The 26,676-nt window shown below is 49.3% G+C and carries 24 protein-coding genes; 23 read left to right on the plus strand and 1 reads right to left on the minus strand.

Annotated elements, in window-relative coordinates; translation table 11 throughout:
- The first annotated feature begins 72 nt into the window (after positions 1-72).
- The 19 genes from B5066_RS07470 (at position 73) to B5066_RS07560 (ending at position 22,271) form a co-directional block, all read left to right on the plus strand.
- Positions 73-1,224 carry a Gfo/Idh/MocA family protein gene (locus tag B5066_RS07470; RefSeq protein ID WP_079475321.1) on the plus strand — a complete coding sequence of 384 codons (1,152 nt, stop codon included), beginning with the start codon at positions 73-75 and terminating at the stop codon, positions 1,222-1,224.
- A 14-nt stretch (positions 1,225-1,238) separates the two neighbouring features.
- Positions 1,239-2,423, plus strand: a complete 1,185-nt coding sequence (locus B5066_RS07475) for a dihydrodipicolinate synthase family protein (RefSeq protein WP_079475322.1) — start codon at positions 1,239-1,241, stop codon at positions 2,421-2,423.
- Entirely contained in the window at positions 2,423-3,241 is an 819-nt protein-coding gene (locus B5066_RS07480; protein ID WP_079475323.1) for a sugar phosphate isomerase/epimerase family protein, read from the plus strand. Before B5066_RS07475 ends, B5066_RS07480 begins: the two co-directional genes overlap by 1 nt.
- A 71-nt stretch (positions 3,242-3,312) precedes the next feature.
- A complete protein-coding gene (locus B5066_RS07485) occupies positions 3,313-4,392 on the plus strand; it encodes a Gfo/Idh/MocA family protein (protein WP_079475324.1) in 1,080 nt (359 codons plus the stop codon).
- 16 nt (positions 4,393-4,408) lie between these two features.
- Entirely contained in the window at positions 4,409-5,599 is a 1,191-nt protein-coding gene (locus B5066_RS07490) for a Gfo/Idh/MocA family protein (RefSeq protein WP_079475325.1), read from the plus strand.
- Positions 5,600-5,625: 26 nt separating this feature from the next.
- Entirely contained in the window at positions 5,626-6,657 is a 1,032-nt protein-coding gene (locus tag B5066_RS07495; protein WP_079475326.1) for an aldose epimerase family protein, read from the plus strand.
- 188 nt (positions 6,658-6,845) lie between these two features.
- Positions 6,846-7,886 carry a TRAP transporter substrate-binding protein gene (locus B5066_RS07500; RefSeq protein ID WP_079475327.1) on the plus strand — a complete coding sequence of 347 codons (1,041 nt, stop codon included), beginning with the start codon at positions 6,846-6,848 and terminating at the stop codon, positions 7,884-7,886.
- 23 nt (positions 7,887-7,909) lie between these two features.
- A complete protein-coding gene (locus tag B5066_RS07505; RefSeq protein WP_079475328.1) occupies positions 7,910-8,416 on the plus strand; it encodes a TRAP transporter small permease in 507 nt (168 codons plus the stop codon).
- Positions 8,407-9,714: a TRAP transporter large permease gene (locus B5066_RS07510; RefSeq protein WP_079475329.1), complete on the plus strand. Its 1,308-nt coding sequence runs from the start codon at positions 8,407-8,409 to the stop codon at positions 9,712-9,714. The genes B5066_RS07505 and B5066_RS07510 overlap by 10 nt, the downstream gene beginning before the upstream one ends.
- A 213-nt stretch (positions 9,715-9,927) precedes the next feature.
- Positions 9,928-10,584: a YesL family protein gene (locus B5066_RS07515; protein ID WP_079475330.1), complete on the plus strand. Its 657-nt coding sequence runs from the start codon at positions 9,928-9,930 to the stop codon at positions 10,582-10,584.
- Positions 10,568-11,905, plus strand: a complete 1,338-nt coding sequence (locus tag B5066_RS07520) for an ABC transporter substrate-binding protein (protein ID WP_079475331.1) — start codon at positions 10,568-10,570, stop codon at positions 11,903-11,905. Before B5066_RS07515 ends, B5066_RS07520 begins: the two co-directional genes overlap by 17 nt.
- Positions 11,906-11,923: 18 nt before the next feature.
- Entirely contained in the window at positions 11,924-12,874 is a 951-nt protein-coding gene (locus B5066_RS07525; protein ID WP_079475332.1) for a carbohydrate ABC transporter permease, read from the plus strand.
- Entirely contained in the window at positions 12,871-13,695 is an 825-nt protein-coding gene (locus B5066_RS07530; protein WP_179124058.1) for a carbohydrate ABC transporter permease, read from the plus strand. The genes B5066_RS07525 and B5066_RS07530 overlap by 4 nt, the downstream gene beginning before the upstream one ends.
- 18 nt (positions 13,696-13,713) lie before the next feature.
- Positions 13,714-15,750, plus strand: coding sequence for a beta-galactosidase (locus B5066_RS07535; RefSeq protein ID WP_079475333.1), 2,037 nt, complete (start codon positions 13,714-13,716; stop codon positions 15,748-15,750).
- A gap of 130 nt (positions 15,751-15,880) precedes the next feature.
- Positions 15,881-17,968 (plus strand): bifunctional aldolase/short-chain dehydrogenase, encoded by a 2,088-nt coding sequence (locus B5066_RS07540; RefSeq protein WP_079475334.1) that lies wholly within the window; start codon positions 15,881-15,883, stop codon positions 17,966-17,968.
- A 124-nt stretch (positions 17,969-18,092) separates the two neighbouring features.
- Positions 18,093-19,313, plus strand: a complete 1,221-nt coding sequence (rhaI, locus tag B5066_RS07545) for an L-rhamnose isomerase (protein WP_079475335.1) — start codon at positions 18,093-18,095, stop codon at positions 19,311-19,313.
- The gene (locus B5066_RS07550; protein WP_079475336.1) at positions 19,310-20,800 is read left to right on the plus strand and encodes a rhamnulokinase; all 1,491 of its coding nucleotides are present in this window, start codon (positions 19,310-19,312) and stop codon (positions 20,798-20,800) included. Before rhaI ends, B5066_RS07550 begins: the two co-directional genes overlap by 4 nt.
- Positions 20,801-20,903: 103 nt before the next feature.
- On the plus strand, positions 20,904-21,653 hold the full coding sequence (locus B5066_RS07555) for a sugar phosphate isomerase/epimerase family protein (protein WP_079475337.1): 750 nt from the start codon (positions 20,904-20,906) through the stop codon (positions 21,651-21,653).
- Positions 21,654-21,698: 45 nt separating this feature from the next.
- Positions 21,699-22,271, plus strand: coding sequence for a thioredoxin family protein (locus B5066_RS07560; protein WP_079475338.1), 573 nt, complete (start codon positions 21,699-21,701; stop codon positions 22,269-22,271).
- A 27-nt stretch (positions 22,272-22,298) separates the two neighbouring features.
- On the opposite strand, the gene B5066_RS07565 is transcribed toward B5066_RS07560, so the two are convergent.
- Positions 22,299-22,760 carry an OsmC family protein gene (locus B5066_RS07565; protein WP_079475339.1) on the minus strand — a complete coding sequence of 154 codons (462 nt, stop codon included), beginning with the start codon at positions 22,758-22,760 and terminating at the stop codon, positions 22,299-22,301.
- A gap of 140 nt (positions 22,761-22,900) precedes the next feature.
- On the opposite strand from B5066_RS07565, the gene B5066_RS07570 reads away from it, so the two are divergent.
- From B5066_RS07570 to B5066_RS07585, 4 genes are all read left to right on the plus strand, one after another.
- The gene (locus B5066_RS07570) at positions 22,901-23,674 is read left to right on the plus strand and encodes an NAD-dependent epimerase/dehydratase family protein (RefSeq protein WP_079475340.1); all 774 of its coding nucleotides are present in this window, start codon (positions 22,901-22,903) and stop codon (positions 23,672-23,674) included.
- Between the two features lie 5 nt (positions 23,675-23,679).
- Positions 23,680-24,198 carry a GNAT family N-acetyltransferase gene (locus B5066_RS07575; protein ID WP_079475341.1) on the plus strand — a complete coding sequence of 173 codons (519 nt, stop codon included), beginning with the start codon at positions 23,680-23,682 and terminating at the stop codon, positions 24,196-24,198.
- Positions 24,199-24,284: 86 nt separating this feature from the next.
- Positions 24,285-25,508 (plus strand): dicarboxylate/amino acid:cation symporter, encoded by a 1,224-nt coding sequence (locus B5066_RS07580; protein ID WP_079475342.1) that lies wholly within the window; start codon positions 24,285-24,287, stop codon positions 25,506-25,508.
- Between the two features lie 53 nt (positions 25,509-25,561).
- Positions 25,562-26,653, plus strand: coding sequence for an NAD(P)-dependent alcohol dehydrogenase (locus B5066_RS07585; protein ID WP_079475343.1), 1,092 nt, complete (start codon positions 25,562-25,564; stop codon positions 26,651-26,653).
- The last annotated feature ends 23 nt before the right edge of the window (positions 26,654-26,676 follow it).

Below are 26,676 nucleotides of genomic sequence, written 5' to 3' on the forward strand. Positions count from 1 at the left end.
TAACTAATAAGACAGCGCATACATTTCTCTCTAGACTTGGGAGTAATCAGTTTAGAGAGGAGCAGGATAAAGGTGGCAGAACATACTATTGGAATTATTATGAACGGGGTAACTGGAAGAATGGGAACGAGGCAGCACCTTATCCGCTCGATTGCAGCTATCCGTGCGCAGGGAGGCGTCGAGATCGACAAGGGTGAATACATTATGCCAGATCCTATTTTAGTAGGCAGAAATGAAGAAAAATTGAAAGCGCTTGCGAATGACCATGATATTTCCCGTTGGACAACCAGTCTTGAAGAAGCTCTCGCGGACAAACATAATGTGATTTATTTTGATTCCCAGACAACATCAAGGCGCGCCGAAGGCATAAAACGAGCAATAGAAGCAGGCAAGCATATCTATTGTGAAAAGCCGACAGCCACATCGATGGAAGGAGCGCTTGAATTAGCACGTCTTGCTAAAGAAGCAGGGGTTAAAAACGGGGTCGTACAGGACAAACTGTTTCTTCCAGGGGTGTTGAAGCTGAAAAGACTGATCAACGCCGGATTTTTCGGGGAAATACTTTCGGTCCGCATGGAGTTTGGCTATTGGGTGTTTGAAGGCGGCTGGCAGGAGTCCCAGCGCCCGTCCTGGAACTATAAAAAAGAAGAAGACGGCGGTATTGTTGTGGATATGTTCCCGCACTGGCGCTATGTGCTTGATGAATTGTTCGGTTCTGTGCAATCGGTCTCGGCTTCGGTGAAAACGCATATTCCAGAGCGTGTGGACGAGGCAGGGAACACGTATAAAGCAACGGCAGATGATGCTGCATATGCGACGATGGAGCTTGAAGGAGGCATTACAGCCCAAATTAACTCTTCCTGGGCGGTACGGGTGGACCGCGATGATCTGCTGACGATCCAGGTCGATGGAACAGAGGGAAGTGCTGTAGCCGGCCTTAGAAACTGCAAGACCCAGCACCGGGTGAATACGCCAAAGCCTGTGTGGAATCCGGACCTTGAAAACACGATTGACTTTCAGAACCAATGGGAGGAAGTGCCGGACAATCAGCTGTTTGAAAATGCATTCAAAATCCAGTGGGAAATGTTTTTAAAGCACGTGCATCAGGACGAAGCTTTCCCGTGGGATCTGCTCGAAGGAGCAAAAGGCATGCAGCTGGCTGATCTTGGCCTGCAGTCATCCCAAGAACGCCGCTGGCTGGACGTGCCGGAACTGAATATATAAGGAGGGCGCAGCTGATGACAAACTTTATTTATTTACCGAACGCAGACGGAAGTATGTACAGGTATGAATTGACGCAGACAGAAGCGCTCCCGGCTCCTTCGAAAAGCGAATTTACCTCAAGGGTAGCTTATTCTGCCGTTCACGTGACAGCGGACCCATTTGGCAGCAGTGATCCCGTCCGCCGTCCCGCTATTGACTGGGACAAAACGATGGAGTACCGCCATTACCTGTGGTCTCTCGGCCTGTCGGTTGCAGAGGCAATGGACACTGCCCAGAGGGGCATGGGTCTGGTATGGGAGGATGCGAAAGAGCTGATCACCCGTTCAGTCCGGGAAGCCAAAAGCGTTAACGGCAATATCGCGAGCGGCGCCGGAACCGATCATCTGGAACCTGGACCGGAGGTAACCATTGAAGACGTTGTGCAGGCGTACGAGGAGCAGTGCTCCTTCGTGGAGCAGGCCGGAAGTAAAATCATTATGATGGCAAGCCGGGCCCTTGCCAAAGCTGCATCCTCGGCAGAGGATTATGAATATGTGTACGGTAAAATTCTGAACCAGGTGAAGGAACCGGTCATACTGCACTGGCTGGGAGATATGTTTGACCCGAACCTTGCCGGCTATTGGGGCTCAAACGACGTCGATGAGGCGATGGAAGTCTGCCTGCGTGTTCTTCATAAGCACGCTGATAAAATTGAAGGCATCAAAATTTCGCTTTTGGATGACCAAAAAGAAATCGAGATGCGGCGCAGATTGCCGGAAAGCGTTAGAATGTATACAGGTGACGATTTTAACTACCCAGATTTGATTGAAGGGGATGAGCAGGGGTACAGCCACGCGCTTCTGGGCATCTTTGATGCGATCGCTCCGGCGGCTGCCGCTGGCCTAAAAGAATTGGATGCAGGCAATATGCAGAAGTACCATGACATTATGGACCCGACGGTGCCGCTTGCCCGTCATATTTTCCAGCCCCCGACGTTTGCGTATAAAACCGGTGTAGTGTTTCTCGCCTATTTGAACGGCCATCAGCCGCATTTCCGCATGATTGCAGGCGCCGAAAGCGCCCGCTCCGTGCTCCATTTCAGCGAATTATTCCGTCTGGCCGATGAAGCCAACGTATTCCGGGACCCCGAGCTTGCTGCAGCACGCATGAAGCCGATGCTTGAACTTGCCGGCCTGCAGGCAAAGGAGGTTTATAAATAATGGCTTCTCCTGATATGAACCTTCTAAGCCTGAATCAGATCACTACCGAAAACTGGTCTCTTAAGGAGGCTGCCGAGGGGTGCTCAGCGCAGGACATTCCATGGATCTCTGTATGGCGGCATAAAATTGAAGAAATTGGCTTAAAGGAAAGTAAAAAAATCATCGACGCCAACGGGCTGAAGGTTTCGAGTGTTTGCCGGGGCGGCATGTTTCCGGCCGTCGATAAAGAAGAACGCCTCCGGCGCATCGATGATAACAAACGGGCAGTAGAAGAAGCTGCAGAACTAGGCACAGACGTACTTGTACTCGTATGCGGCCCATCACCTGATAAGGATCTTATTCGTAGCAGGGAATGGGTGCGCGAAGGCATTGAAGCAGTACTCCCATTTGCAGAGCAGCACGGAGTAAAGCTTGGTATTGAACCGCTCCATCCCATGTATGCAGCAGACCGTTCGGTGATTACCACCCTTGGAGAAGCCAATCAGCTGCAGCAGCAGGTGGGGAGCAGCCATCTTGGCGTCGTCGTGGATGTGTTTCACGTCTGGTGGGACCCATTTTTGTACAGGGAAATTGAACACGCTGGAGACACCATTCTGGGCTTTCACGTATCAGACTGGAGTGTGCCGCTGCCGGATATGTTTAAAGGCCGCAGTATGATGGGAGAAGGCGTGATTGATATTCCGCGTATCCGCGGCGCAGTCGAGAAACAGGGCTACAATGGCCCGATAGAGGTGGAGATTATCAACCAGGCTATTTGGGACCAGCCTGGGGACCAGACCTTAAAGCAAATGAAAGAAGCTTATCATATACACGTTTAAACAGATAATAGCGGGGCCGGAAGGCTTGCCGCTATTGTCGTATGTTAAGAAACAAAAGGAGCGATGTTTTAATGCCGAAGCCGTCCGAACACACAAATTTTGAACCGGTGCACCACGAAGAGTCTGCCGTAGAAAAAGGAACACTCACAATGGCAGCCGTTGGTCTCGAACACGGACATATTTACGCTATGTGCCACGGGATGAAAAGCGCCGGTGCTACAGTGAAATGGGTATGGGACAGCGATCCGGAAAAGGTGCGCGTGTTTCAGCAGAACTTTCCGGAGGCAAAGGCCGCAGGTTCGCTTTCGCAGGTGCTGCGGGACGAAGAGGTTCAGCTCGTGGCTAGTGCCGCCATCCCGGTGGAGCGAGGTCCGCTTGGGCTTGAAGTGATGGATCATGGGAAACATTACTTTTCCGCCAAGGCCCCGTTTACTACCCTTGAGCAACTGCAGAAAGCGGAAGAGAAAGCAGCAGCCACCGGGCTGCATTGGGCTGTTTTTTACAGCGAACGGCTGCAGGTGGAGTGCGCCGGCTTCGCAGAACAGTTGATCGAACAGGGAGCGATTGGCGAAGTGATTCAGGTGCTTGGCACCGGGCCGCATCGATTGAATATAGATTCGCGTCCGGAATGGTTTTTTCAACAGGAGCCGACCGGGGGCATTGTGTGCGACATCGGGAGCCACCAGATTGAACAGTTTCTCTGGTTCAGCGGAGCGCAGGATGCCGAGGTGCTCAGCAGTACCGCGGCGAATATGGCGCACCCGGAGCATCCGGAATTTGAAGACTACGGCGACGCCCACTTCCGGGGAGACAACGGAGCGGTACACTATTTTCGCGTGGACTGGTTTACGCCGGACGGACTAAGTAATTGGGGGGACGGCCGGACAATAATCCTGGGCACGGAAGGGTATATAGAGCTCAGAAAATATGTGGATCTTACAGACAGCTCGCGCGGCGAGCGGCTTTACCTGGTTAACCAGGGAGGCGAAAGAAAATACGATGTAGAAGGCAAGGTAGGCTTCCCCTACTTTTTCCGGCTGGCAAAGGACGTAGTGCACGGCACAGCGACAGCCATGCCGCAAAGACATGCATTTAAAGCAGCGGAATTAAGCCTGAAAGCACAAGACCAGGCAGTGAATATTAAACGGTAGCAGGAGGTTGGCAGTAATGGAACAGTCATGCCGGATAGTTTTGGCAGGAACAGCAGGCTATGGAGAACTATATTTGCAGACATTAAAAGAACAAAATCGTCTTTCCTGGCTTGAGGGCGTAATCGACATTTTCCCGGAAAAAAGCTCTTTTTACCAGGATATTCAGGCAGCAGGCGTTCCGGTATACGAATCGATGGAGGCTTTTTATGCTGAAAGGGAAGCGGAGCTGGCAGTTATTGCTACTCCTATCCATCTGCACGCCGGGCAGGCGGTAACAGCGATGAAAGCGGGAAGCAACGTGCTCTGCGAAAAACCAGCGTCAGCATCGTGGGAGGAAGCGGAAGAAATGCGCCGGGTTCGCGATGAAACCAGAAAATTTTTAGCGATAGGCTTTAACTGGTCGTTTAGTAACGCCGTGCTCGAGTTCAAGGAGGATATCCAGGCAGGAAGATTCGGCCGGCCGCTTCACGGCAGTGCCCTGGTGCTCTGGCCCCGGAACGATGCTTATTATGCCCGCTCCAGCTGGGCAGGTAAAAAGCTTGGCGCAGGCGGCGCACCGATTTTTGACAGCGTAGCAAATAACGCGACGGCTCACTTTATGCATAATTTGTTTTACGTGCTCGGGGACACGAAAAACGAAAGCGCAAAAATAGACACTCTGGAAATGGAAGTGTACCGTGCCAATCCGATTGAAACATTTGATACGTGTGCACTACGGGCAATAACCGACAGAGGAGTGGATCTGGCATTTTTTGCTTCACATGCGGTTGAAAAAGAAGTAAATCCTTCTTTTTATATGGAATTTGAAGAGGCAGTGATTTCCTACGAATGGGGGAAGCCGATGAAAGCAGTGTGGCACAACGGGACCGAAAAAAGCTATAATGATCCTGAGAGCGAACATATGCATAAACTCAACGTGTGTATCGATGCGGTGCTCGGGCATTCCCAGGATATCCGCTGCGGTATCGAAGCGTCTTACTCCCATTTATTAACCATCGAAAGCGTGCATCAGATGTTTCCGGAAAGCTATGTGTTTGGGGAAGAAGAAAAGCAGGTGGACGCTTCCCTTGGCTTAACATACATTCCCGGGCTCGCAGAGGTGCTTGAAACCTGTTATGCTGAGCGGAAGCTTCCCGGGGAAACGACAGCCTCCTGGGCACGGGAGACGAAAAGGACGAGTATTGACGACAGCCGCTATCCGTATTGATCACAAGTAGTGTGAGGAGGAGAAGCATGCTTCAGGAAGAAAAACTAAAGCACGAAAAGATGCAAAAATGGATAATTCAAAAAGGAGAAAGCCCGCGGGTGGAACTGTTAAACTTCGGGGCAAGAATACAGCGGATATGGGCAAAGGACCGTAACGGCATCGAAGAAAATATTCTGCTTAGCTACGCAGGGCCGGAGCAGTACGAGCGCGACAGAATTTTTCTCGGTGCAGTCGTCGGCCCGGTAGCCGGCCGTATTCCCCGGGGACGCCTGACAGCAGCCGGTACAGAGTATTCCTTGACTGCAAATGAAGGCAGGCATCATTTGCACGGGGGAAGCGGCGGTTTTAGCAATGTGTACTGGGAAGCAGCTGCCGGCGAAAATGACCAGCAGGCCTGGGTGCGGTTTTCTACTCATAGAAAGAACGGTACTGACGGCTATCCTGGAGAAGTGGAGGCGTCTGTCACGTACATAGTAGAAGCCGGGGGTGATTTCACGGTTGAATACAGAGGGCAGTCAGACACCGATACCTGGTTCAGTCCGACCCAGCATATGTACATAAACCTGAGCGGAAACAACCAACGCCCAATCACTGAACAGTATGCCAAAGTCCAGGCGGAGCAAGTTCTGGAGCTCGATAGGGAGCTGATTCCGACAGGAAAGCTGATCCCAACAGCAGGAACGCCTTTTGAACTAAACGGAAGCAAGTCGCTCGGCAGCCATATCGACAGTTCGCATGAGCAGGTGCTTGAGGTGGCAGGCGGCATTGACCACTTCTTTATTCTCAAAGAAGCTGAAGGGCCACAGGCAAGGGTGTGGGACGAGGCTTCCGGACGAAGCCTTGATATCATCACGAGCGCCCCCGGTGCTGTCGTGTACACATCGAACAACATTCCTGAGCAGGATTTCGAAGCAGGACCTAAAGAAAAGCACCGTGGTATCTGCATCGAAACCCAGCAGCTGCCGGTTGACTTTTCCCATTTAGGAAAGACGACAGCATATTTAAATGCAGAAACACATTTCCAAAGTTCTACTACTTTTCGTTTGAACACCCAATAACCAAGTAAAAAACAACTCTCCTGGAGTTGTTTTTTACTGAATTTAAGCATAGTATTTTTGGTTTATTCTGAAATTGAGAGTGAATTTCTTAATTTAATAAGACTTACAATTTGAAAGCGCTTAAAATAGTAACAAAGCAGTAGAGATCAGATGTTTCATTGCTGAAAAAATAGAAAGGGGTTTCTTATATGAAAAAGTGGAAATGGGCCCGGGCCGGAACGGTAGCAGTAACTTCTTCGGTACTATTAACACTTGCCGGCTGTGGTGGAAACGAAAGTTCTTCACCGGAAACAACAGAAGCAAGCGCAGAGGAAACGCAGACACTTACCCTCGCACATATTCACAATGATGCGAGTCCTGTATATCAAAGTCTTGAAGACTTCGCTGATAAAGTCGAAGAAAAAACCGATGGAAGCGTTCAGGTTGATATTTACGCTGAAGGGGTGCTTGGTGGGGAAACAAAAGTAATGGAGCTTGTGCAGAACGGGGTTATTGATTTCGCCAAAGTGAACGGCGGGGTCGTGGAAAGCTTTGATCAGCAGTTCTCTGTCTTCAGCCTGCCGTATATATTTTCGAGCAACGAACAATTCCGGTCATTTATGGAAACGGATACAATTGATAATATGTATAACGATTTATCAGAGGCTCAGCTCCGCGGCATTACTTATTACGATGCCGGGGCACGGAGCTTCTATACACGAAATACAAAAATAGAAAGCCCGGAAGATCTCCAGGGAATGAAAATCCGGACAATGACCAACGTAACTTCGATTGAGACAATGGAAATGCTCGGTGCCTCGCCAACACCGCTTTCAGCAACTGAAGTTTACACCTCTCTGCAACAGGGAGTCATTGACGGGGCGGAAAGCAGCCCAATTGCCTTAACAGACGCCAATCATGGTGAAGTGGCAAAGCAGTTTTCCTTTGACGAGCATACGCGTATACCGGACTTTCTTATTATGAGTGACAACACGTGGCAGGAGTTAAGTGAAGAAGAACAAGCTGCAGTTCAGGAAGCTGGGGCAGAGACAACAGAAACGCACAACGAACGCTGGGACGAAATGATTGAAGAAAGTATGCAGCAGGCAGAAGAGGAAATGGGCGTAGAGTTTTCTTATCCTGATCAGGAACCATTCCGGGAAAAAGTAGAGCCTCTTATCGAAGAACGACGGTCGGAAAACCCGGATGTTGATAAGGTAATCAGCGAAATTGAAGCAATGGAAGAATAAGTGGACAGGTGAGGGGTGAGAACATGCAGGCAGTAAAAAAGAGTATCGATATGGTGCTTTTAGTTATTACGAGCGCGCTGGTTATATTTTTGACTGTAGCAGCGATATGGCAGGTATTTACGAGGTTTGTGCTTGGAGATCCGAGTATTATTACAGAAGAAGTACTCCGTTTTTCATTGATATGGATTGCCTTTTTAGGCGGCGCCTATGCGTTTGGCCAGGACGAGCATCTGGCCATTGCCTTTTTAAGGGACAAACTTACTGGAAAAGCCCACCTCGGGCTCCGGTGGTTGATTGACCTGATCGTCATCGGTTTTGCATTATTTGTTCTTGTGATTGGCGGCTATACGATCGCAAGCGCAACGATGGCTGAACTCTCGCCTATTTTAAGAATTCCAATGGGATTGATTTACGGCATACTTCCGGTCAGCGGTGTTATCGTTATTTTCTATCAGATTTATAATATGATGCACCGCCGGGAAGTGGAAACGCCCCGTGTTGAAGAAAAGGGGGATCATAAATGGATGTAGCAGTTTGGACAGGCATAATATTATTTGGGTTGTTTTTCTTATTCTTATTTATCGGCGTGCCGATCGCGGTAAGTATCGCGGCAGCGACATTTGCCGCTGCGCTGCTGGTTTTATCAGTTGACGCTTCGCTTCTGGCAGTATCACAGCAGCTGCTTACAGGCGTGGACAGCACTGTGCTTCTGGCACTCGTTTTCTTTATGCTTGCGGGAAGCATTATGAATAATGGGGGAATTGCTCTCCGGCTGATTAACCTGGCAAAGCTGATCGGCGGACGAATGTCCGGAGCGCTTGCTCATACAAATATTATCGGTAACACAATGTTTGGGGCCATTTCGGGCTCGGCAATTGCCGCTGCGGCTTCGATGGGAAGAATCATGCATCCCCAACAGGAAAAAGAAGGCTACTCTTCTTCTTATTCCGCCGCGGTTAATATTGCTTCGGCACCGACTGGGTTGATTATCCCGCCAAGCGGTATGCCAATTATTTACTCCCTGTTAACAGGAGGCACATCTATCGGTGCTTTATTTATCGCCGGGTATCTGCCGGGACTTCTGATGGTCGGACTGCTGATAATTGTGGCTTATATTCTTGCCAAACGGGCGAAGTATCCTGTCGCTGATAAAACCGGAGGCGGCGAAGCGGTGAAAATCGTCTGGCAGGCTATTCCGAGTTTGTTTTTAATTGTAGTCGTCATCGGCGGTATTGCCGGGGGAATATTTACAGCCACAGAAGGTGCTGCAGTAGCAGTATTCTATGCGCTTTTGCTTTGCTTAATTTACCGTAGTCTTTCACTTTCTGATTTTCCAAAGATTTTAAAGGAAACTGTCTCCTATTCGGGCATTATTCTGCTGTTGATTGGGGCGTCGACGGCGATGAGCTGGGTGCTTGCCTATGCGGAGATTCCGCAGTCAATCACTAATGCGATGCTGTCCGTGACCAATAACACTATTATTTTATTACTTATAATGCTTTTGATTCTGTTAGTCGTCGGCACGTTTATGGATGTCGCGCCGGCCCTGCTGATTTTCACGCCTATCATGTTCCCGGTGGCTACAGAAATGGGGATCCATCCGGTACATTTTGGGATGATTATGGCCATGGCGCTTGCCATCGGGGTCACGACGCCTCCAATCGGGACTGTGCTATTTATCGGCAGCAGTGTCAGCAAAGTATCAATTGAAAAGATTATACCAAAGCTGATGATGTTTTATGTGCCGCTTGTCGCAGCACTGGTATTAGTGGCATTTATTCCGGAAATCAGCTTGTTTCTGCCAAGGCTGTTTGGCCTGGTGGAATAACAGCGTGTAAAGCAGTTCTGCGTAAAGCAGAGCTGCTTTTTTACGCTCAATAGAAACGCCGTAAACAAAATGAGAATGAGATGGATTCTTTGTTCCAAATGTAGTAAGAGAGTTCTGCTTTTGATAAGACGTTGAAAGGAAAACAGCCTAAGATAAAATGAAAACGTTAACATTTTACTTAAATTTTTACTTCAATTAAAAGGAGGCAAAAAGATGAAAGTGCTCCGATTGATGGAGTGGGTAGTGAGGGCGGCCAGGTTAAACCTTTATTGGCTGGCAGGCACGGTGGCGGGAGGGGTCATATTTGGATGGGCGCCGGCCACCGCAGCCGTTTCAGAAATATGGAAAAAGGAGCTGGCCCAGGAGTGTACTTCGCTGCGTATGTACTTTAAATTTTATAAACAATTTTTCTGGAAAATGAACCTGAGGGCCACTGGCATATTAGTTTTTATGACAGCAGCAGGCATGCAGCCGTTAATGCTGCAAAGCCTTGGAGACGGTTTCCAGACTCTGATTATTGGCCTGGCGGGAACAGCGGCATTTGTAATGACAGTCATGCTCATATACTTATTGATATTCAGCGAAGCTCTTCCGCGTCCGCTCTCGCGTGAACTTGGACAGGCATTCCTGCTTAGTATTGGCAGACTTCCTTTGTCAATCGGGTTTATTGCTGGAGGCGGGGGTTGGCTGTACTTAGTATGGCTCGTACCAGGACTTACATTGTTTTTCGGGGCGAGTGTACCAATCTTCTACTTTGTCTGGCTGGCCCATTGGTATCAGCGCCTGCACCAGGGGGTGCAGGATAATATAAAAATAAATAAAACAGTCCAAAACAGAAAGGACGGGGGCATATATGAAAAGAATCCTTAAAGCTTCAGCTGCGCTTCTGCTTGGCAGTTCATTAATTCTTTCCGCATGCGGCGGAAATACAGCTTCCACAGACCAAGTACAAAAGCCGGAAGACCCGGAGAGTGTTTCAGGTTCAATCACCGTATGGGCCTGGGCACTTGAAGCAGATTTTTTGGAAACAATGGTGCCTGTTTTTAATGAGAAATACCCGAATATAGAGGTAAACATTAATAAACAAGGCCCGGATCAGGTATATCAAAGGCTGATTACAGGCCTTGCAGCTGGGGAGGGCGGGCAGCTTCCGGACCTGGTACAGGTAGAGGACCAAAGGCTTCCGTCATTTCAAAATGATTTTCCAAATACATTTGTGAACCTTTCGGAATCGGGCTTTGAAGAACATATGGGCTCCTTTACTCCGACCAAGGAAGAATCCATCAAAGATGAAGACGGTAATGTAATTGCTTTTCCAAGGGACGTTGGCCCGGTGGGCGTATTTTACCGAAAAGATATCTTTGAAGAAGCAGGTGTAGAGGCAGAGTCCATTGAAACCTGGAGCGATTACGTAGAAGCTGGGGAGACTATTAAAGATGAAACCGGAGCCGATATGCTCGGCCTGACCTTGAACGAGTCTGTTCCGTTAAACCGCTTTATGATTCATCAACAGGATGCCTTTTATTTTAACAGTGACGGGGAGCTGACTGTTGGATCGGAAGAAACCAGACGGGCTGCAGATTTGATGAAGGAATTTGAAGATAAAGATATTATGTCGAATGTTACGAACTGGGATGGCCGGGTGGCTGGCCTGAAAAATGGTGAAGTGGCTACGCTTCCGAATGCGGTCTGGTGGTACGGAACAATGGTGGACCAGATGCCGGAGCTGTCAGGGTCATGGGGAATGTTCCCACTTCCAAAGTTTGAAGAGCAGGGCGTCCGTGCAGCAAACAGCGGTGGTTCAAGCTATGCAATCCCTCAAGTTTCCGACCAGAAAGAAGCAGCTTATTTATTTGGTGAGTTTGTTTCAACAAACCTGGAGGCCCAACTGGATGGATTGGAAAGCCAGGGGCTGTTTCCGTCGCTGACTGAAGCATATGATGCCCCTATTTTTCAGGAAGGCCAGGAATACTTCGATGGCCAGTCAGTTTATGCCGACTTTGCTGATATTGCTACACAAATACCGGAAGTAACGTATACGAGTGACTATGCTAGAGCCGACAACACTTTTAACGAAGAGATTGTTTCCATGTATTTGTACGATGAAGACCCCGAAAACGTTGTAGACAGAATTGAACAACGGCTGAAGGCAGGTACAGGAAGAGATGTGGCAGAGACAGAGAAAGAATAAACAAAGGGGGCGGTAAATATGAGTTATCCATCCGAAGAAACGAACTGGGAGACAGAAACGGAGGAAAAAGGGTCTTCACCGGACCCTGGAGGGAGACCGGTGAAAAGAACATGGTTTACAGTAAAAACAGCTCCATACGTGCTTTTACTCCCAGCTGTGCTTTTGTTTTTAATTTTTACGGCTTATCCGATTATTGCTTCATTCTGGCTGAGCTTTCAAACAACGGAGGCCGGGGAGCGCGTATTTGTCGGCCTGAACAACTATGTACGTTTATTTCAGGACCCAATTTTCTACCAGGCTTTAGGAAACACGCTGTTGTTACTTGTGCTGCAGGTGCCGATTATGATTTTTTTGGCAGTTATTTTAGCGGTGTTGATGAATTCAGCGTTTTTGAAAATGAAAGGGTTTTTCCGGGTGGCTTTCTTCACGCCGGCAGTTACTTCCCTGGTAGCAGCATCTGTAATTTTTCTGCTGCTGTTGAATCCGGATTATGGGCTTATCAACTACTTGCTGACGACGGTAGGACTTGAACCCGTAGGATGGCTGAACAATCCGTTTTGGGCTAAGGTATCGTTAGTACTCGTGATGCTGTGGCGGTGGACCGGCTACAACATGATCATTCTCCTCGCCGGACTGCAGAATATTTCCAACGATTTATACGAAGCGGCACGTATCGATGGCGCAGGAAAGGTACGACAGTTTTTTTCCATTACTATACCGCAGCTTCGTCCGGTGATTTTATTTGCAGCCATCATTTCTACAATTGGTACGCTGCAGCTGTTTGACGAGCCGTACACCCTGACAGGCGGAGGGCCGGTGAATGCGACAACTACTATTACCATGTACTTGTATGAAAACGGGTTTGAGTATTTTGACTTTGAATACGCTTCTGCGATTGCCTACGTAGTCGTAGTTATCATAGCAATTCTTTCATTCCTGCAGTTCAGATTGGGCGGTGAACGAAAATGACAGAAGTGAAACTGCAAAAAATAGCTTTCTATATTGTACTCACGTTCGGGGTCATCTTAACCGTAGGGCCGTTTTATTGGATGATTGTCGGCGCCACTAACCCGTCGGGAGAGACACTGAGTATTCCCCCTAACTTCATTCCGGGTGGACACTTGATTGAAAATATTCAAAGCTTATTAAGCCAGATTGACATATGGCAGGCATTGTTTAATTCAGCATTTATTACGATCGTTTACACAGTACTTGGCGGAGTTATCAGTGCGGCTGCCGGATTTGCTTTCGCAAAATATCAATTCAAGGGAAAAGAGCTCATTTTCGGCATTTTTCTTCTGTCGATGATGGTGCCTTACCAGGCTCTCGTCATTCCGCAGTTTGAACTGTTTGCTTCATTTAGCCTGCTCGATACGTACGCGGCGATTATACTGCCCCAGCTGGCCTATCCATTTGCGATTTTCCTTATGCGGCAGAACATGCAGTCGATACCGGATTCTCTGATTGAAGCATCAAGAGTAGATGGGGCGGGCGAGTTGTATATTTTCTTCCGGATCGCTCTTCCGACCATGATACCGGCCATTGCAGCAGTGTCCATCTTTTTATTCACGCACCAGTGGAACAACTTTTTATGGCCGTTGATTGCTTTGATTTCTGAAGACATGTACACACTGCCGGTGGCTCTCGCTACAATTGCCGGCCAGCGTTCGATTGACTACGGGGTGTTAATGACGGGAGCCGCTATTTCGATTCTGCCTATATTTATTATTTTCTTATTTTTACAAAGATACTTTATTTCCGGAATTATTGGTGGTTCCGTAAAAGAATAACCGAACGGGGGAATTAAGATGATTCATGAAAGTTTACCGAAAATTTGGTACGGCGGGGATTACAATCCGGAACAGTGGCCGGATGAGACGATAGAGGAAGATATTCGGATGTTTCAGCTGGCGGGCATTGATGTGGTGACCTTAAACGTCTTTTCCTGGGAAAAAATTCAGGTCGATGATCACAGCTATGAAGCAGAGTGGCTGGATCGTTTGATTGACCGTTTATATGAAGCCGGCATTTATACGTGCTTGGCAACAGGGACCGGGGCGCACCCGGCGTGGATGGCCAAAAAGTACCCGGAAGTACTGCGGGTGGACTTTTACGGACGGAAACGAAAATTCGGCGGCCGCCATAATTCTTGTCCGAGCAGTCCGGTCTACCGGGAATACGCGGGGCGTATGGCTGCCTTTCTGGCGGATCGGTACCAGGGCCACCCGGCAGTGCTTGCCTGGCATGTGTCTAATGAATACGGGGGGCGATGCTACTGCAGCCTTTGTGAACAGGCCTTTCGTGAATGGCTGCAGCAAAAATACGGCACGTTGAATGCCCTCAACCATGCATGGAACACTGCATTCTGGGGCCATACGTTTTATGAGTGGGACGAAATCGTGGTCCCGAATGCGCTGAGCGAAGAGCGGGAAGGAGGAGAAACGGACAATCAGGGGATTTCGCTGGATTACCGACGGTTCATGAGTGATCAGCTGCTGGCCTGCTACTATAAGGAATACGAAGCGATTAAAACCTATACACCGAATCTTCCGGTCACCACTAATTTCATGGGGACATACGAAGGGATTGATTATTTTCAGTGGGCGCCTTACCTGGATGTGGTGTCCTGGGATAACTATCCCGGGATGGAAACACCTCCGAGCGAAACCGCCATGACCCATGACCTGATGCGGGGCTTGAAGCAGGGGCAGCCGTTTATGCTGATGGAGCAGACCCCGAGCCAGCAAAACTGGCAGCCGTATAATTCTTTAAAACGTCCGGGCGTAATGCGGATGTGGAGCTACCAGGCCGTGGCCCACGGGGCAGATACAGTACAGTTCTTTCAGCTGCGGCGTTCGCCTGGAGCGACTGAAAAGTTTCACGGCGCTATTATTGAGCACGCCGGCCATGAACATACACGTGTCTTTCGGGAGTCAGCTGCGCTCGGAGAGGAGCTTCAAAAGCTCGGGGACGTGTTGACAGACAGCACGAGCCGCGCCCGTGCTGCAATTCTTTATGACTGGGAAACCCGGTGGGCGGCTGAACTTTCCAGTGGGCCGTCGGTGGAGATTGATTATGTGCGGGAAGTTCATGCCTATTACCGGGCCTTCTTTGACCAGCATATTCCGGTGGATATAGTGCACCCGGAGCAGGACTGGAGCGGCTACGACATTGTCATTGCCCCAATGATGTATATGGTTAAAGAAGCATGGGCCAAACGGGTGGAAAGCTTCACGGCTCAGGGAGGCGCCTTTGTGACCACGTATTTCAGCGGCGTCGCGGACGAATCGGATCGGGTGCACCTGGGAGGCTACCCGGGTCCGCTTCGAAAGGTGCTCGGGATATGGGTGGAAGAAATCGACGCACTGCCGCCAGCTTATACGAACACAGCGGCTGTTACGCTCCCTGTCGGCCAGCTGAAAGGGGCGTATGAATGCCGGTATTTGTTTGATCTGCTTCATTCTGAAGGGGCGGAAGTGGTAGCGGTCTACGAAAATGATTTTTACGCCGGCATGCCTGTGATAACGAAAAACCAATTCGGTAAAGGCGAGGCCTGGTACATCGCTTCCCATATGGAATCCCAGGCTCTGCATGATTTAATTGCAACAATCACAGAGGGAAAAAATATTTCCCCTTTGGTCCCGTGGGCTTCTGAGGGTGTGGAAGCAGCCGAAAGAGTTAAAAACGGAGAGCAGTACTTATTTTTGCTGAATCACTCCAGGGTGCCGGCGCAGGCGGAACTGAACGGAAGATATACGGATCTGCTAACAGATGAATTGCTTGCTTTCCATTGTAATTTAGAAAAAAATGACGCTCGTATTCTCCGCAAAGAGCACAAAGAGTAAAGCCGAAGGCGGCAAGGAAAATAATAGTGAATTTCATTTGTTTTATTTTGTTTTATGTTTGTTTTTGCTGTTATTTATGATAGGATAGGTGTATGAAAACGCTTAAAGAAGATTAAATGGAGGGTGAATAATGATTACAAACGTTAAAAAGGTGAAAAACCTCTGGAATGAGAACGAAGCATCCAAGTTCAAAACCGGCGTAGAGCAGCTTCGCTATCGTTCCAACCTGCTGGGGCAGGACCGCTCCGTATGCAACTGGGGCGGTGGGAATACGTCATTAAAGACCACAGAAAAAGACTTCCGGGGCAGGGACATCGAAGTAATGTGGGTGAAAGGAAGCGGTTCGGACCTTGCGACTATGGAAGAAAAACACTTTACTGCTTTGAGCATGGAGGATATTCGTCCGTTAATGGAACGTGAAGAGATGCCGGATGAGGAAATGGTGGCATACCTGCGTCACTGCATGATCGACCCGGGTCATCCACGTTCGTCCATTGAAACACTTCTGCACGCTTTTCTGCCTTTTAAACATGTAGATCATACCCACCCGGATGCCATTATTAGTATCTGCTGCGCAGACAACGGTAAAGATATTGCCCGGGAAATATTCGGGGACCGTTTTGTCTGGGTACCGTACGTCCGCCCTGGATTCACTCTTTCGAAAATGATTGCTGAAGGTGTACAGGAGAATCCAAAAGCAGAAATGGTGTTGATGGAAAAACACGGCCTGGTTACATGGGGAGAAACATCGAAAGAAAGCTATGACCAGACCATTGAGGTAATTCAGGAAGCAGAAGACTATATTGTAAAAACACAGGAAAGCCAACAAACCGTTTTTGGAGGGGAAGATACAAAGGCGCTGCCGGAAGAAGAACGCAAGGAACTGCTTGCCGAAGTTATGCCGGTTATCCGGGGAGCGGTGAGTGATCATAAAAAAATGATTCTCTCTTATTCCGATGACGAAGCGGTGCTTGAATTTGTGAACAGTAAAGACGCACCTGAACTGTCCCAGGTGGGCGCTGCCTGCCCTGACCACCTTGTGCACACGAAAAGAACGCCTCTGTTTGTTGATTGGAAACCATCGGAAGGTAAAGACGCCCTGATTGAAAAAATAAAAACAGGGGTGGAGACATACAAGCAGGAATATACCCAGTACTTTGAACGAAACAAGAATGAAGGCGACACGATGTTTGAGCCGGCGCCCCGCGTTATTTTGATTCCAGGTGTAGGCATGGTCAATACCGGTAAGGACAAACGGATGGCCAACGTAAGTGGAGCGCTTTATCACCGTGCGATTGCTGTCATGAAAGGAAGCACGGCTCTTGGATCATTTGTTTCCCTGTCAGAGAACGAATCGTACAATGTGGAGTACTGGCCGCTCGAGCTGTATAAGCTTTCTCTTGCTCCGCCGGAAGCAGAATTCTCGAGACAGGTTGCATTTATTACCGGAGGAGCCGGCGGGATCGGTTCGGCGGCCTGCCGTGAATTGCTCGGGGACGGCGCTCATGTCGTAATTGCCGACTTAAACGCCGACGGAGCAAAAGAAAAAGCCGACGAATATACGCAAGCCTACGGAGAAGAACGGGCATATGACGTGGCAATGGATGTCACTTCTGAAGAAGCTGTCGCAGCTGCTTTCAAGGAAGCAGCGCTGCAGTACGGAGGCGTGGACATCATCGTGAATAACGCCGGCCTGGCTTCTTCAAGCCCGCTCGACGAAACGACGCTGAAGCAGTGGCAGCTGAACATGGACGTACTTGGTACCGGCTACTTCCTGGTGGCGCGTGAAGCATTCACGCAGATGAAAGCACAGGGAACGGGAGGAAACATGGTTTTTGTGGGATCTAAAAACTCGGTATATGCCGGAAAAAATGCAGCGGCCTACAGCTCGGCAAAGGCGCTTGAAACCCATCTTGCACGCTGCATCGCAGCAGAAGGCGGCGAGTACGGCATCCGTGTGAACTCTGTTCTGCCGGACGCCGTGCTGCAGGGATCGAAAATCTGGTCATCTTCGTGGAAGGAAGAACGGGCGGCAGCCTACGGAATTGACCCCGACGAGCTGGATGAGCACTACCGTAAGCGTACAACGCTTCTCGTTAATATTTATCCGGAGGATATTGCGGAAGCGATCGCTTTCTTCGCTTCAACGAAATCAGAAAAAACGACCGGATGCATGCTGACCGTAGACGGTGGTGTACCAGCGGCCTTTACACGCTAAGTAAATAAACAAGGAGCTGCCTGCCGGTAGGTACCGGCGGGCCTGCCCCTCCTGAACAAAGCAGAGAGCCAGCGGAACTGCCTTGGTGCGGACCGCGTTGGAAATAGAGATAGGAGGATGACACATGAGCGACCGTCATTATACATTATTCGAAGAACAGCAGCAGGCAAGGGGTATTGACCTTGAAGCGGTAAAAAAGAAATTGCAGAAGCTGCAGGTTGAAACACCTTCCTGGGGCTTTGGCGATTCCGGCACCCGTTTTAAAGTATTCCAGCAAGAAGGCATACCGCGGGATCCCTTTGAAAAGCTGGAGGATGCGGCCCAGGTGCACAAGCATACGGGTTCAAGTCCAGCAGTGGCGATTCACATCCCGTGGGATAAAGTTGATAATTACAACGATTTGAAAGCGCATGCGGAAAGTCTCGGAGTGAGTATAGGAGCAGTGAATCCGAACCTGTTTCAGGATGATGATTATAAATTTGGCAGCTTAACCAATACGGACCCGGCGATCCGCCGGAAGGCGCTTGACCACCTGCTTGAATGCATTGATATTGCGAGGAAAGTTGACTCCAATGTATTAAGCCTCTGGTTTGCCGATGGCACCAATTACCCGGGACAGGCAGACTTTCGAAAACGGAAAAACTGGATGTTTGAAGGGCTGAAAAGCATGTATGACGCGTTGGACGATTCGATGCGCATGCTGATTGAATACAAGTTTTTTGAACCAGGATTTTATCACACTGATTTTGCAGACTGGGGGATGGCTTTTAACGCAGCCAACAAGCTCGGCAGTCAAGCGGAAGTACTGGTAGATACCGGCCATCATCCACAGGCGACTAACATCGAGCATATTGTGGCGTATCTGCTTGATGAACAGAAGCTCGGCGGGTTTCACTTTAACAGCCGCAAGTATGCAGACGATGACCTTATTGTCGGCGCCCACGACCCTTATGAAGTATTTTTGATTCTTCAGCAGATTGTACAGGCTGAAGAAGATCCGGATCCGGCGGTTCGCAAAAACGCTGAAAATATTGCTTATATGCTCGACCAGTGCCACAACCTGGAGCCGAAAATTCCAGCTATGATCCGCTCGATTGAAAACGTTCAGACAATGTATGCTAAAGCGTGCCTGGTGAATTTGGAAGAGCTTCGGACTGCTCAGGAAAAACAGGATGTTCTCGGAGCAGAGCGTGCAATCCGTTCCGCTTTTGAGGCGGACGTTACGCCGCTTCTTGAAGCTTTCCGGGAAGAAACGGGCGCTTCCGTGAAGCCGATGGACGCTTACTATTCCAGCGGCTATGGAGAGAAAATTCTTTCCCGCGGCAAAGGCGGTGCCAGCTGGTGAGTGTACTCGCGTTCGATTTAGGGGCAGGCAGCGGAAGAGCCGTGCTTGGCTGGATCGAAGCCGGGAGGCTCGAAACGATGGACGTGCACCGCTTTAAAAATGAACCAGTACGGGTGAACGGACGATTTCACTGGGATATCTACCGCATTTTTCATGAGTTGAAGGAAGGCATTCGTGCAGCTTACGAAGAGCGCCAGGACATTGAAAGCATCGCCATCGACAGCTGGGCAGTCGATTTCGGCTGTGTGGGCCAGGACGGGGAACTGCTGCGTCATCCGTACCATTACCGTGATGCTCACACAGATGGAGTAATGGAGCAGGTAACGGAGCGTATCGGCAAAAAATTTATTTTTGAACGCACAGGTATCCAGTTTCTGCCGTTTAACACAATCTATCAGCTAGAAGCTATGGTAAAAGCTGATTCCCCGGTTTTAAAGGAAACACGGACACTTTTAATGATTCCCGATCTGCTGCGCTATTTTTTAACGGGAGAAATGAAAAGCGAATTTACAAATGCGACTACCACTCAGCTGTTTAATCCACGCACGATGGATTGGGACGAAGAATTGTTGAAGGCCATTGGAGTGCCACGGGAGTGGATGGCTGATGTCGTGATGCCGGGCACCCGGGTGGGAGAGCTGCGTCAGGATCTGCAACAGGAGTTGCAGGTGCCGGCGATTCCTGTCTACACCAGCGCCGAGCATGATACAGGAGCAGCAGTGGCCGGTGTCCCGGCAGCATCTTCTTCTTTTGCCTATTTGAGCTGTGGCACGTGGTCACTGATGGGGACGGAAATTGAAGAACCCAATACCACTCCAGAAGCGTTTGAATGGAATTTCACGAACGAAGGCGGTGTAGAACGGACCTTCCGACTGCTGAAAAACATTATGGGGCTTTGGATTTTCGAGGAGTGCCGACGTGCCTGGCGCGGCGATAATGTCTCCCATGAAGCGCTGCTTGCGCAAATGGAAGAAGCGCCGGCTTTTCAGTCATATATTGATCCGGACGACCTCCAGTTCCTGCACCCGGTGGATATGCCTGCCCAAATTCAGCAGTATTGCCGGGAGAGCGGACAGAAGGTTCCTGAAACAAAAGGGGAGATTGTGCGGTGTATCATGGAAAGTCTGGCCATGAAATACCGGCACGTTCTCGAGCGTACGGAACAGCTTTCCGGCCAGTCTTTTTCCGGATTGTATATGGTCGGGGGCGGTATTAAAAATACGTACCTTTCCCAGTTTACGGCAAATGCCCTTGGGCGTAACGTATGGACAGGGCCGAAGGAAGCGAGTGCTCTTGGCAATATTACAGTACAGCTGACCGCTGCCGGGAAAATCAAAGACCGGCACGAAGCACGCAGGTATATTCGCGAAGCAGTAGAAGTAAGCGCCTTTTCTCCAGAAGAACATACCTCCTGGAACACGGAGTATGAGTCATTCTGTGAAAAGACAGGGCTTGGAAACGGTTTGTCCAAAGCTAAAAGAGCATAGTGAAACAAATGGCCTCCGGGTGCTCACCCCGGGGGTCATTTTTGTATAGAGCAGTAAAAACGTTTATACTATATGTAAACGTTTACCAAAAGGGGATGAAGCTATGAATATTGCGCTGCAGCTTTACACGCTTCGAAACGAGCTTGAAGAGGATTTTATTGGCACGCTCCAGCAGGTGAGGACCATGGGGTACAAAGCGGTGGAGCTGGCCGGCCAGAACGGCGGCTTCGGTACGGAGGAGCTCGCAGGGACTATGAAGAATATTGGCCTTCAGGCAGTATCGAGCCATGTGCCGTTGGAGGAGCTGCAGGATGACCTGGGCGGGGTAATAGAAAAGCATCTGGCACTTGGATGCCGCCACATTGTCTGCCCCTACCTCGATGAAGAGAGACGTTCGAGTCTGAAGGCCTATAAGCAGACGGCAAAGGAACTAAACAGGATTGGAAAAACGTGCCGGAAGGAAGGCATCACATTTTCGTATCATAACCATGATTTTGAACTGCTCCCGCTCGAAGGGCGACTGCCGTTTGAAGTGATGCTTGAGGAAATGAAACCGGAGCACGTGCAGGTGGAGCTTGATACATACTGGGTACAGAAGGCGGGGGAAGACCCTTTTGCCTGGATGGACCGGCTCAGGGACCGGCTTTCACTTGTGCATATTAAAGATATGACTGCAGACGGCGAGGAATTTTTTGCAGAACTCGGTGAAGGAAAAATGGATATTAAGGCGATTATGAAAAAAGCAGAGGAGTCCGGGGCTTCCTGGCAGATTGTGGAGCAGGATGCTTCGCGGCGGAAGCCGCTGGAAAGCGTCCGTATAAGCATGGATTACATTCAGAATACGTTTGTTTAAAGAAACGGCAGCTGAGGAAGAGAACTATCAAGGAGGACGATAATTATGCCATCCGCTTTTGATATTTCAGATAAAACAGGCCAGGGTCTGGCCGTAGACGATTTTGTTGAACGCATGCGCCCAACGTACCGGGAGAAAATGGAGCCGTGGCAGGCCGCTTTCTCCTGGAACCATCACCCGGAAGACAAGCTGCTCGCCCTGCAGTCGCGGGAGGATCTGCACTGCTCTATCCTCGCATCCGACTGGTGCGGGGATGTGCACCGAAATTTCCCGGTGATCGTGGAAGTAATGCGAAAAGCCGGTATTCCGGTGGAAGTGTTTATTCAGGAAGACCATCCCGATTTTATCGATCAATTCCGCACCCTTGGCGGCACTTCAGTGCCGAAAGTGATCGTTTCTGATGAACACGGAAAGGTTTATTTCAGCTGGGGACCAAGGCCTGCTTTTGTGCAGGAGCCAATGAAGCATTTTAAAAGCCTTGGGCTCACAGAAAATGATGAATCGTATGCAGATGAACGCTCGGCAGCATATGAAAATATTTTTTCCAGATACGGAGACGATGCAGACTATCAGCGGCTGGTCGTTTATGAACTGACTAATCTGCTGGAGCAGAGCTGACGGCTATCAAAAAAGCCCGCGCCTTTTTCAGGTGCGGGCTTTCTCTGCGCGGCGGAGTGTTGGCTCCAGGGTAAGAGCCACATTCCCCTGGATGGCCCGGGAAATCATGCAGGCCGTTTCCGCTTTTTCGATCAGCTTTTGTGCTTTTTCTATTTGCTTTTCAGATGCGTCCTTCTCCAGGGTGATTACCGGACGATGAATAATTTCTTTGTACGTAAACACGCCGTTTGTGACATCTACACGGCCTTCGCTTGTATGCTCCATGGAGGCAACGGGAAGCTCCGCCCGCTCAAGCATGGCACCGAGCGTAATAATATAGCACGTGGCTGCGGCACCGAGAAGCATTTCATCAGGATTTGTGCCAATGCCCGGGCCGTCCATTTCTTGCGGAATTGAAATATTTGTTTTCAGCTGTCCGGCATCAATAGAGCCGACGGCATTGCGGCCACCGGGCCATTCTGCCGTTAAATGAAAATGTTCAATAGCCATAAGGGATCCCCTCTTTATATAAAGTCTTTCCCTGAGGATAAAAAATAAAGGAACGAAAAGCAAAAAAAGTGCCTGCAGCACGTTTCAAATACAAGAAAAAGGTCTATGGAAGAGTATGCTATAAAACGGGAGGCTTACACATGCAGACAGTATTACTAACGGGAGCGGCGGGCACAATCGGCACCGTGCTCAGAAGCTATCTGTCGAAACGATTTAAACTCGTGCTGACAGACACGAAAGCTCCAGAGGGTTTAACAAATGAAGAAACATTCATGGAAGCAGATATTACAAGCAAAGCGGAGGTCCGCGAGCTGATGCACGGGGTGGATGCGGTTATTCATCTGGGAGGTATCCCGGTTGAGACGGACTTTGAATCAATTGAGCAGGTGAACATAACAGGTACGTTTCATATGATGGAGGCAGCAGCCGAGGCAGGCGTGGAACGATTGATTTTTGCAAGCAGTATCCATGCTGTCGGCTTTTATCCGGCGGACGAATGGGTGGACGAAGCCTCACCAGTGCGGCCTGACACGCTGTATGGAGTCAGTAAGGCATACGGGGAAGTGCTCGGACGTTATTATCACGATAAATTTGGGTTAAAAGGCATCGGGGTGCGCATTTGTAATTTTCAGGAGCGGCCGGCGTCCGGATACGATTTAGAAAACTGGTTCAGTCCCCGTGATGCAGAGCGCTTATTTGAAGCAGCGCTCACCTGTGCGGTGCCCGAGTACCTGATTGTTTACGGTATTTCAAACAACACCCGGGCAAAATTTAAAAACACCCGGGCAAAAGAGATTGGATACGAGCCACAGGATAATGCAGAAGATTACGCCAGTGAAGTGGAGGGAGGAGGCTCTCCGAAAAAAGGAGGAGAGTTTACGGCGAAAGACTTTGGAAAAGAAAACGGGCGGTGAAACGTATGCAGGAAGCGGAGCTGAAGATTTTAGGAGGCGAAGATGCTGAAGCTTACAAAGAGCTTAGGATGCAGGCTTTGGAGGAGAGCCCGGAGGCTTTTGCTTCAACCTTGGAGGAGGAAAGACAGAATTCAGGTCTGGTCCGAAAATATAAAGAAAGACTGGAGGGAAGCCAGTCTTTTACATGGGGCATCGAAGCCGGAAACGAGCTTGCGGGTGTCATCACCCTGCTCCCTATGCAGATGCAGAAGCTTCAGCACAAAGCGACAATTCTGGCTATGTATGTAAAGCCTGCATTCAGGGGATGCGGGTTTGGAGGCAGACTCGTAGAAGCTGCATTGAAGCAGGCAGATAAAAACGGGATCGAACAGGTGCAGTTAACCGTCGTGAGTGAAAACAAGCATGCGCTCCACCTGTACAAAGCCTGCGGCTTTTCTATTTTTTCGACAGAAAAAGAAGCGATGAAAACAGCGGACGGCTACAACGACGAGCACTGGATGGTTCGTTTCTTGAAAAATGTTTAAAGTTCCATAGTTTTCCACTTCAACTTTCCGTATAATAAATAATAATATTTATTATCTTAAAAGTTAAAAGGAAGGGAAGTGAAAGCATGGGATCCTGGAAAGCGTACCGGTTTCCAGTCATTATGCTTGCTGCTATCATTATTGGTAGCATAGCGGGTTTTATTTGGGGCGAGGATGCCATGGCGGTCCAGCCTCTCGGTGATTTATTTTTAAATATGATGTTTACTATTGTAGTGCCGCTTGTGTTTTTCTCTATTGCTTCAGCGGTAGCGGTTATGGATTCAGTAAAGCGGCTCGGCCGTATTCTGGGTTCAATGATGATCGTTTTTATTGTAACCGGCATTATTTCTTCCTGCCTGATGCTGGCGGCTGTTATAGCCTTTCCGCCTGCAGAAAACGTAAGCGTAAACGAAGAGCAGCCCGCCCAGCAGGAAGAACAAGGCTCGTTTGCCGATCAGCTTGTAGAAACGTTTACCGTGTCTGATTTTATAGATATCTTCTCTACTGAGAATATGCTTGCTTTAATTGTTTTTGCAATGCTTGTCGGCGTAGCTACAGGCTTATCAGGAGAAGCGGGAAAGCCATTCGCCAGCTTTTTACAGAGCGGCTCGGAAGTATTCATGAAAATAGTGGCTCTGGTTCTTTATTATGCACCAATCGGGCTGGGCGCTTATTTTGCAGCTCTGGTAGGAGAATACGGCCCTCAATTGATCGGGGAATATGCTAAAGCAGTAGCAGTTTATTACCCGGTAGCTATTTTATATTTTGTTTTTGGTTTTTCTTTTTATGCCTGGATAGCTGGAGGGAAGCAGGGGTTCAGCCGCTTTTGGAAAAATATCTTTGCGCCGGCGGTAACTTCACTTGGTACAGCCAGCAGCGTGGCATCTCTGCCAGTGAATTTAAACGCAGCCAGAAATGCTGGTGTTCCTAAAGACATAAGGGAAACAATACTTCCTATTGGAGCGACCATTCATATGGACGGTTCCTGTCTCTCAGCCATATTAAAAATAGCTTTTGTCTTCGGGGTGTTCCAAATGGAATTTACCGGGTTAGATACATACTTAACTGCTATTGGAATCGCGTTGCTCAGCGGAATGGTGATGAGCGGGGTCCCCGGAGGAGGGTTTATTGGAGAAATCATGATTGTTACGCTTTACGGTCTGCCTATCGAAGCTTTGCCTATTATTACTGCTATTGGAATTGTTGTTGATCCTCCGGCGACAACTGTAAACGTGGCAGGAGACAATGTTTCGAGTATGCTTGTGGCGAGATTTCTGGAAGGAAGGAATTGGATGAACGTTCACTTCTAGTTCTCGGTTTTCCCTTTTATTTTATAGGGAAGAACGAAGCAGGAGGGATAACAATGAAAATCCAGGCGGCGGTAGTCAGTGAAAAAGCTGGCGCCATTCAGCATACAGAAGCAGAACTCGACGAACCGAAAACAGGAGAGGTGAGGGTGAAAGTTGCTGCAGCCGGTATTTGCCACACTGATCTCGGGGTGCAGCAGCAGGAAATTCCGACACCTCTTCCAATTGCGCTGGGCCACGAAGGAGCAGGCGTGGTGGAAAAGGTCGGTGACGGTGTCCAGGACGTCGAACCCGGCGATCATGTGGTTATCACATTTTCACACTGCGGCACCTGCCGCAACTGCCGGGAAGGGCATCCCGGAGCATGCGAAAATTTTAATGCCTTAAATTTCGGAGGTACCATGAACGACGGCACCCACCGTCTGCAAAGTGACGGCACGGAAGTCTCTTCTTTATTCGGACAAGGATCGCTTGCCACATACGCTGTCACCCCCGTTAATAATGTGGTAAAAGTCCGCAATGACGTAGATATTCGTATGCTCGGCCCTTTGGCCTGCGGAGTCCAGACCGGGGCAGGCACGGTTCTCAGCCGTTTGAACGTAGGCGTCGGTGATACGATAGTCATATTTGGCTGCGGAGGGGTCGGAATGAGCGCCGTTATGGCCGCACATCTTGCTGGCGCTCTGCAGGTCATCGCAGTAGACGTTAACGAAGAGCGTCTGGAAATGGCAAAAGAGCTCGGAGCGACCCATACCATCAATGGCAAAAACGAAGATGCCGTTGAAAAAGTAAAAGAGTGGACCGGCGGCGGGGCAGATTTTGCGATTGAATCCACGGGAGTGGCTGCCCTGGCAAAGCAGGCGATGGACGTGCTCCGCTATAAAGGGGAGTCGGCAGTCGTCGGCGCCGGTGCGGACACCGAATTTCACGTGCACCAGAATTTCATCGTGCCAAACGCTACCATGTCAGGTGTCGTAGAGGGAGATGTTGTACCGAAGCTCTTCATTCCAATGCTTGTGGAATACTATAAACAGGGCAAATTTCCTTTTGATAAATTAATTACGACGTATCCCTTTGAAGAACTGGAGCAGGCCCTCGAAGACATGAAAGCCGGCAAAACGATCAAGCCAGTAATTACATTTGAATAGCGGGTAGAAGCTGCGCAAATATG

It is taken from the genome of Marinococcus halophilus, assembly GCF_900166605.1.
Lineage (GTDB): Bacteria > Bacillota > Bacilli > Bacillales > Marinococcaceae > Marinococcus > Marinococcus halophilus.

What these genes read in the sequence shown, in the direction of transcription:
- B5066_RS07495 (WP_079475326.1), top strand. Translation starts at nt 5,626, where the DNA reads ATGCTTCAGGAAGAAAAACTAAAGCACGAAAAGATGCAAAAATGGATA.
- B5066_RS07540 (WP_079475334.1), top strand. Translation starts at nt 15,881, where the DNA reads ATGATTACAAACGTTAAAAAGGTGAAAAACCTCTGGAATGAGAACGAA.
- B5066_RS07510 (WP_079475329.1), top strand. Translation starts at nt 8,407, where the DNA reads ATGGATGTAGCAGTTTGGACAGGCATAATATTATTTGGGTTGTTTTTC.
- B5066_RS07515 (WP_079475330.1), top strand. Translation starts at nt 9,928, where the DNA reads ATGAAAGTGCTCCGATTGATGGAGTGGGTAGTGAGGGCGGCCAGGTTA.
- B5066_RS07530 (WP_179124058.1), top strand. Translation starts at nt 12,871, where the DNA reads ATGACAGAAGTGAAACTGCAAAAAATAGCTTTCTATATTGTACTCACG.
- B5066_RS07505 (WP_079475328.1), top strand. Translation starts at nt 7,910, where the DNA reads ATGCAGGCAGTAAAAAAGAGTATCGATATGGTGCTTTTAGTTATTACG.
- B5066_RS07560 (WP_079475338.1), top strand. Translation starts at nt 21,699, where the DNA reads ATGCCATCCGCTTTTGATATTTCAGATAAAACAGGCCAGGGTCTGGCC.
- B5066_RS07565 (WP_079475339.1), bottom strand. Translation starts at nt 22,760, where the DNA reads ATGGCTATTGAACATTTTCATTTAACGGCAGAATGGCCCGGTGGCCGC.
- B5066_RS07475 (WP_079475322.1), top strand. Translation starts at nt 1,239, where the DNA reads ATGACAAACTTTATTTATTTACCGAACGCAGACGGAAGTATGTACAGG.
- B5066_RS07480 (WP_079475323.1), top strand. Translation starts at nt 2,423, where the DNA reads ATGGCTTCTCCTGATATGAACCTTCTAAGCCTGAATCAGATCACTACC.
- B5066_RS07490 (WP_079475325.1), top strand. Translation starts at nt 4,409, where the DNA reads ATGGAACAGTCATGCCGGATAGTTTTGGCAGGAACAGCAGGCTATGGA.
- B5066_RS07585 (WP_079475343.1), top strand. Translation starts at nt 25,562, where the DNA reads ATGAAAATCCAGGCGGCGGTAGTCAGTGAAAAAGCTGGCGCCATTCAG.
- B5066_RS07500 (WP_079475327.1), top strand. Translation starts at nt 6,846, where the DNA reads ATGAAAAAGTGGAAATGGGCCCGGGCCGGAACGGTAGCAGTAACTTCT.
- B5066_RS07520 (WP_079475331.1), top strand. Translation starts at nt 10,568, where the DNA reads ATGAAAAGAATCCTTAAAGCTTCAGCTGCGCTTCTGCTTGGCAGTTCA.
- rhaI (WP_079475335.1), top strand. Translation starts at nt 18,093, where the DNA reads ATGAGCGACCGTCATTATACATTATTCGAAGAACAGCAGCAGGCAAGG.
- B5066_RS07555 (WP_079475337.1), top strand. Translation starts at nt 20,904, where the DNA reads ATGAATATTGCGCTGCAGCTTTACACGCTTCGAAACGAGCTTGAAGAG.
- B5066_RS07570 (WP_079475340.1), top strand. Translation starts at nt 22,901, where the DNA reads ATGCAGACAGTATTACTAACGGGAGCGGCGGGCACAATCGGCACCGTG.
- B5066_RS07485 (WP_079475324.1), top strand. Translation starts at nt 3,313, where the DNA reads ATGCCGAAGCCGTCCGAACACACAAATTTTGAACCGGTGCACCACGAA.
- B5066_RS07575 (WP_079475341.1), top strand. Translation starts at nt 23,680, where the DNA reads ATGCAGGAAGCGGAGCTGAAGATTTTAGGAGGCGAAGATGCTGAAGCT.
- B5066_RS07535 (WP_079475333.1), top strand. Translation starts at nt 13,714, where the DNA reads ATGATTCATGAAAGTTTACCGAAAATTTGGTACGGCGGGGATTACAAT.
- B5066_RS07580 (WP_079475342.1), top strand. Translation starts at nt 24,285, where the DNA reads ATGGGATCCTGGAAAGCGTACCGGTTTCCAGTCATTATGCTTGCTGCT.
- B5066_RS07525 (WP_079475332.1), top strand. Translation starts at nt 11,924, where the DNA reads ATGAGTTATCCATCCGAAGAAACGAACTGGGAGACAGAAACGGAGGAA.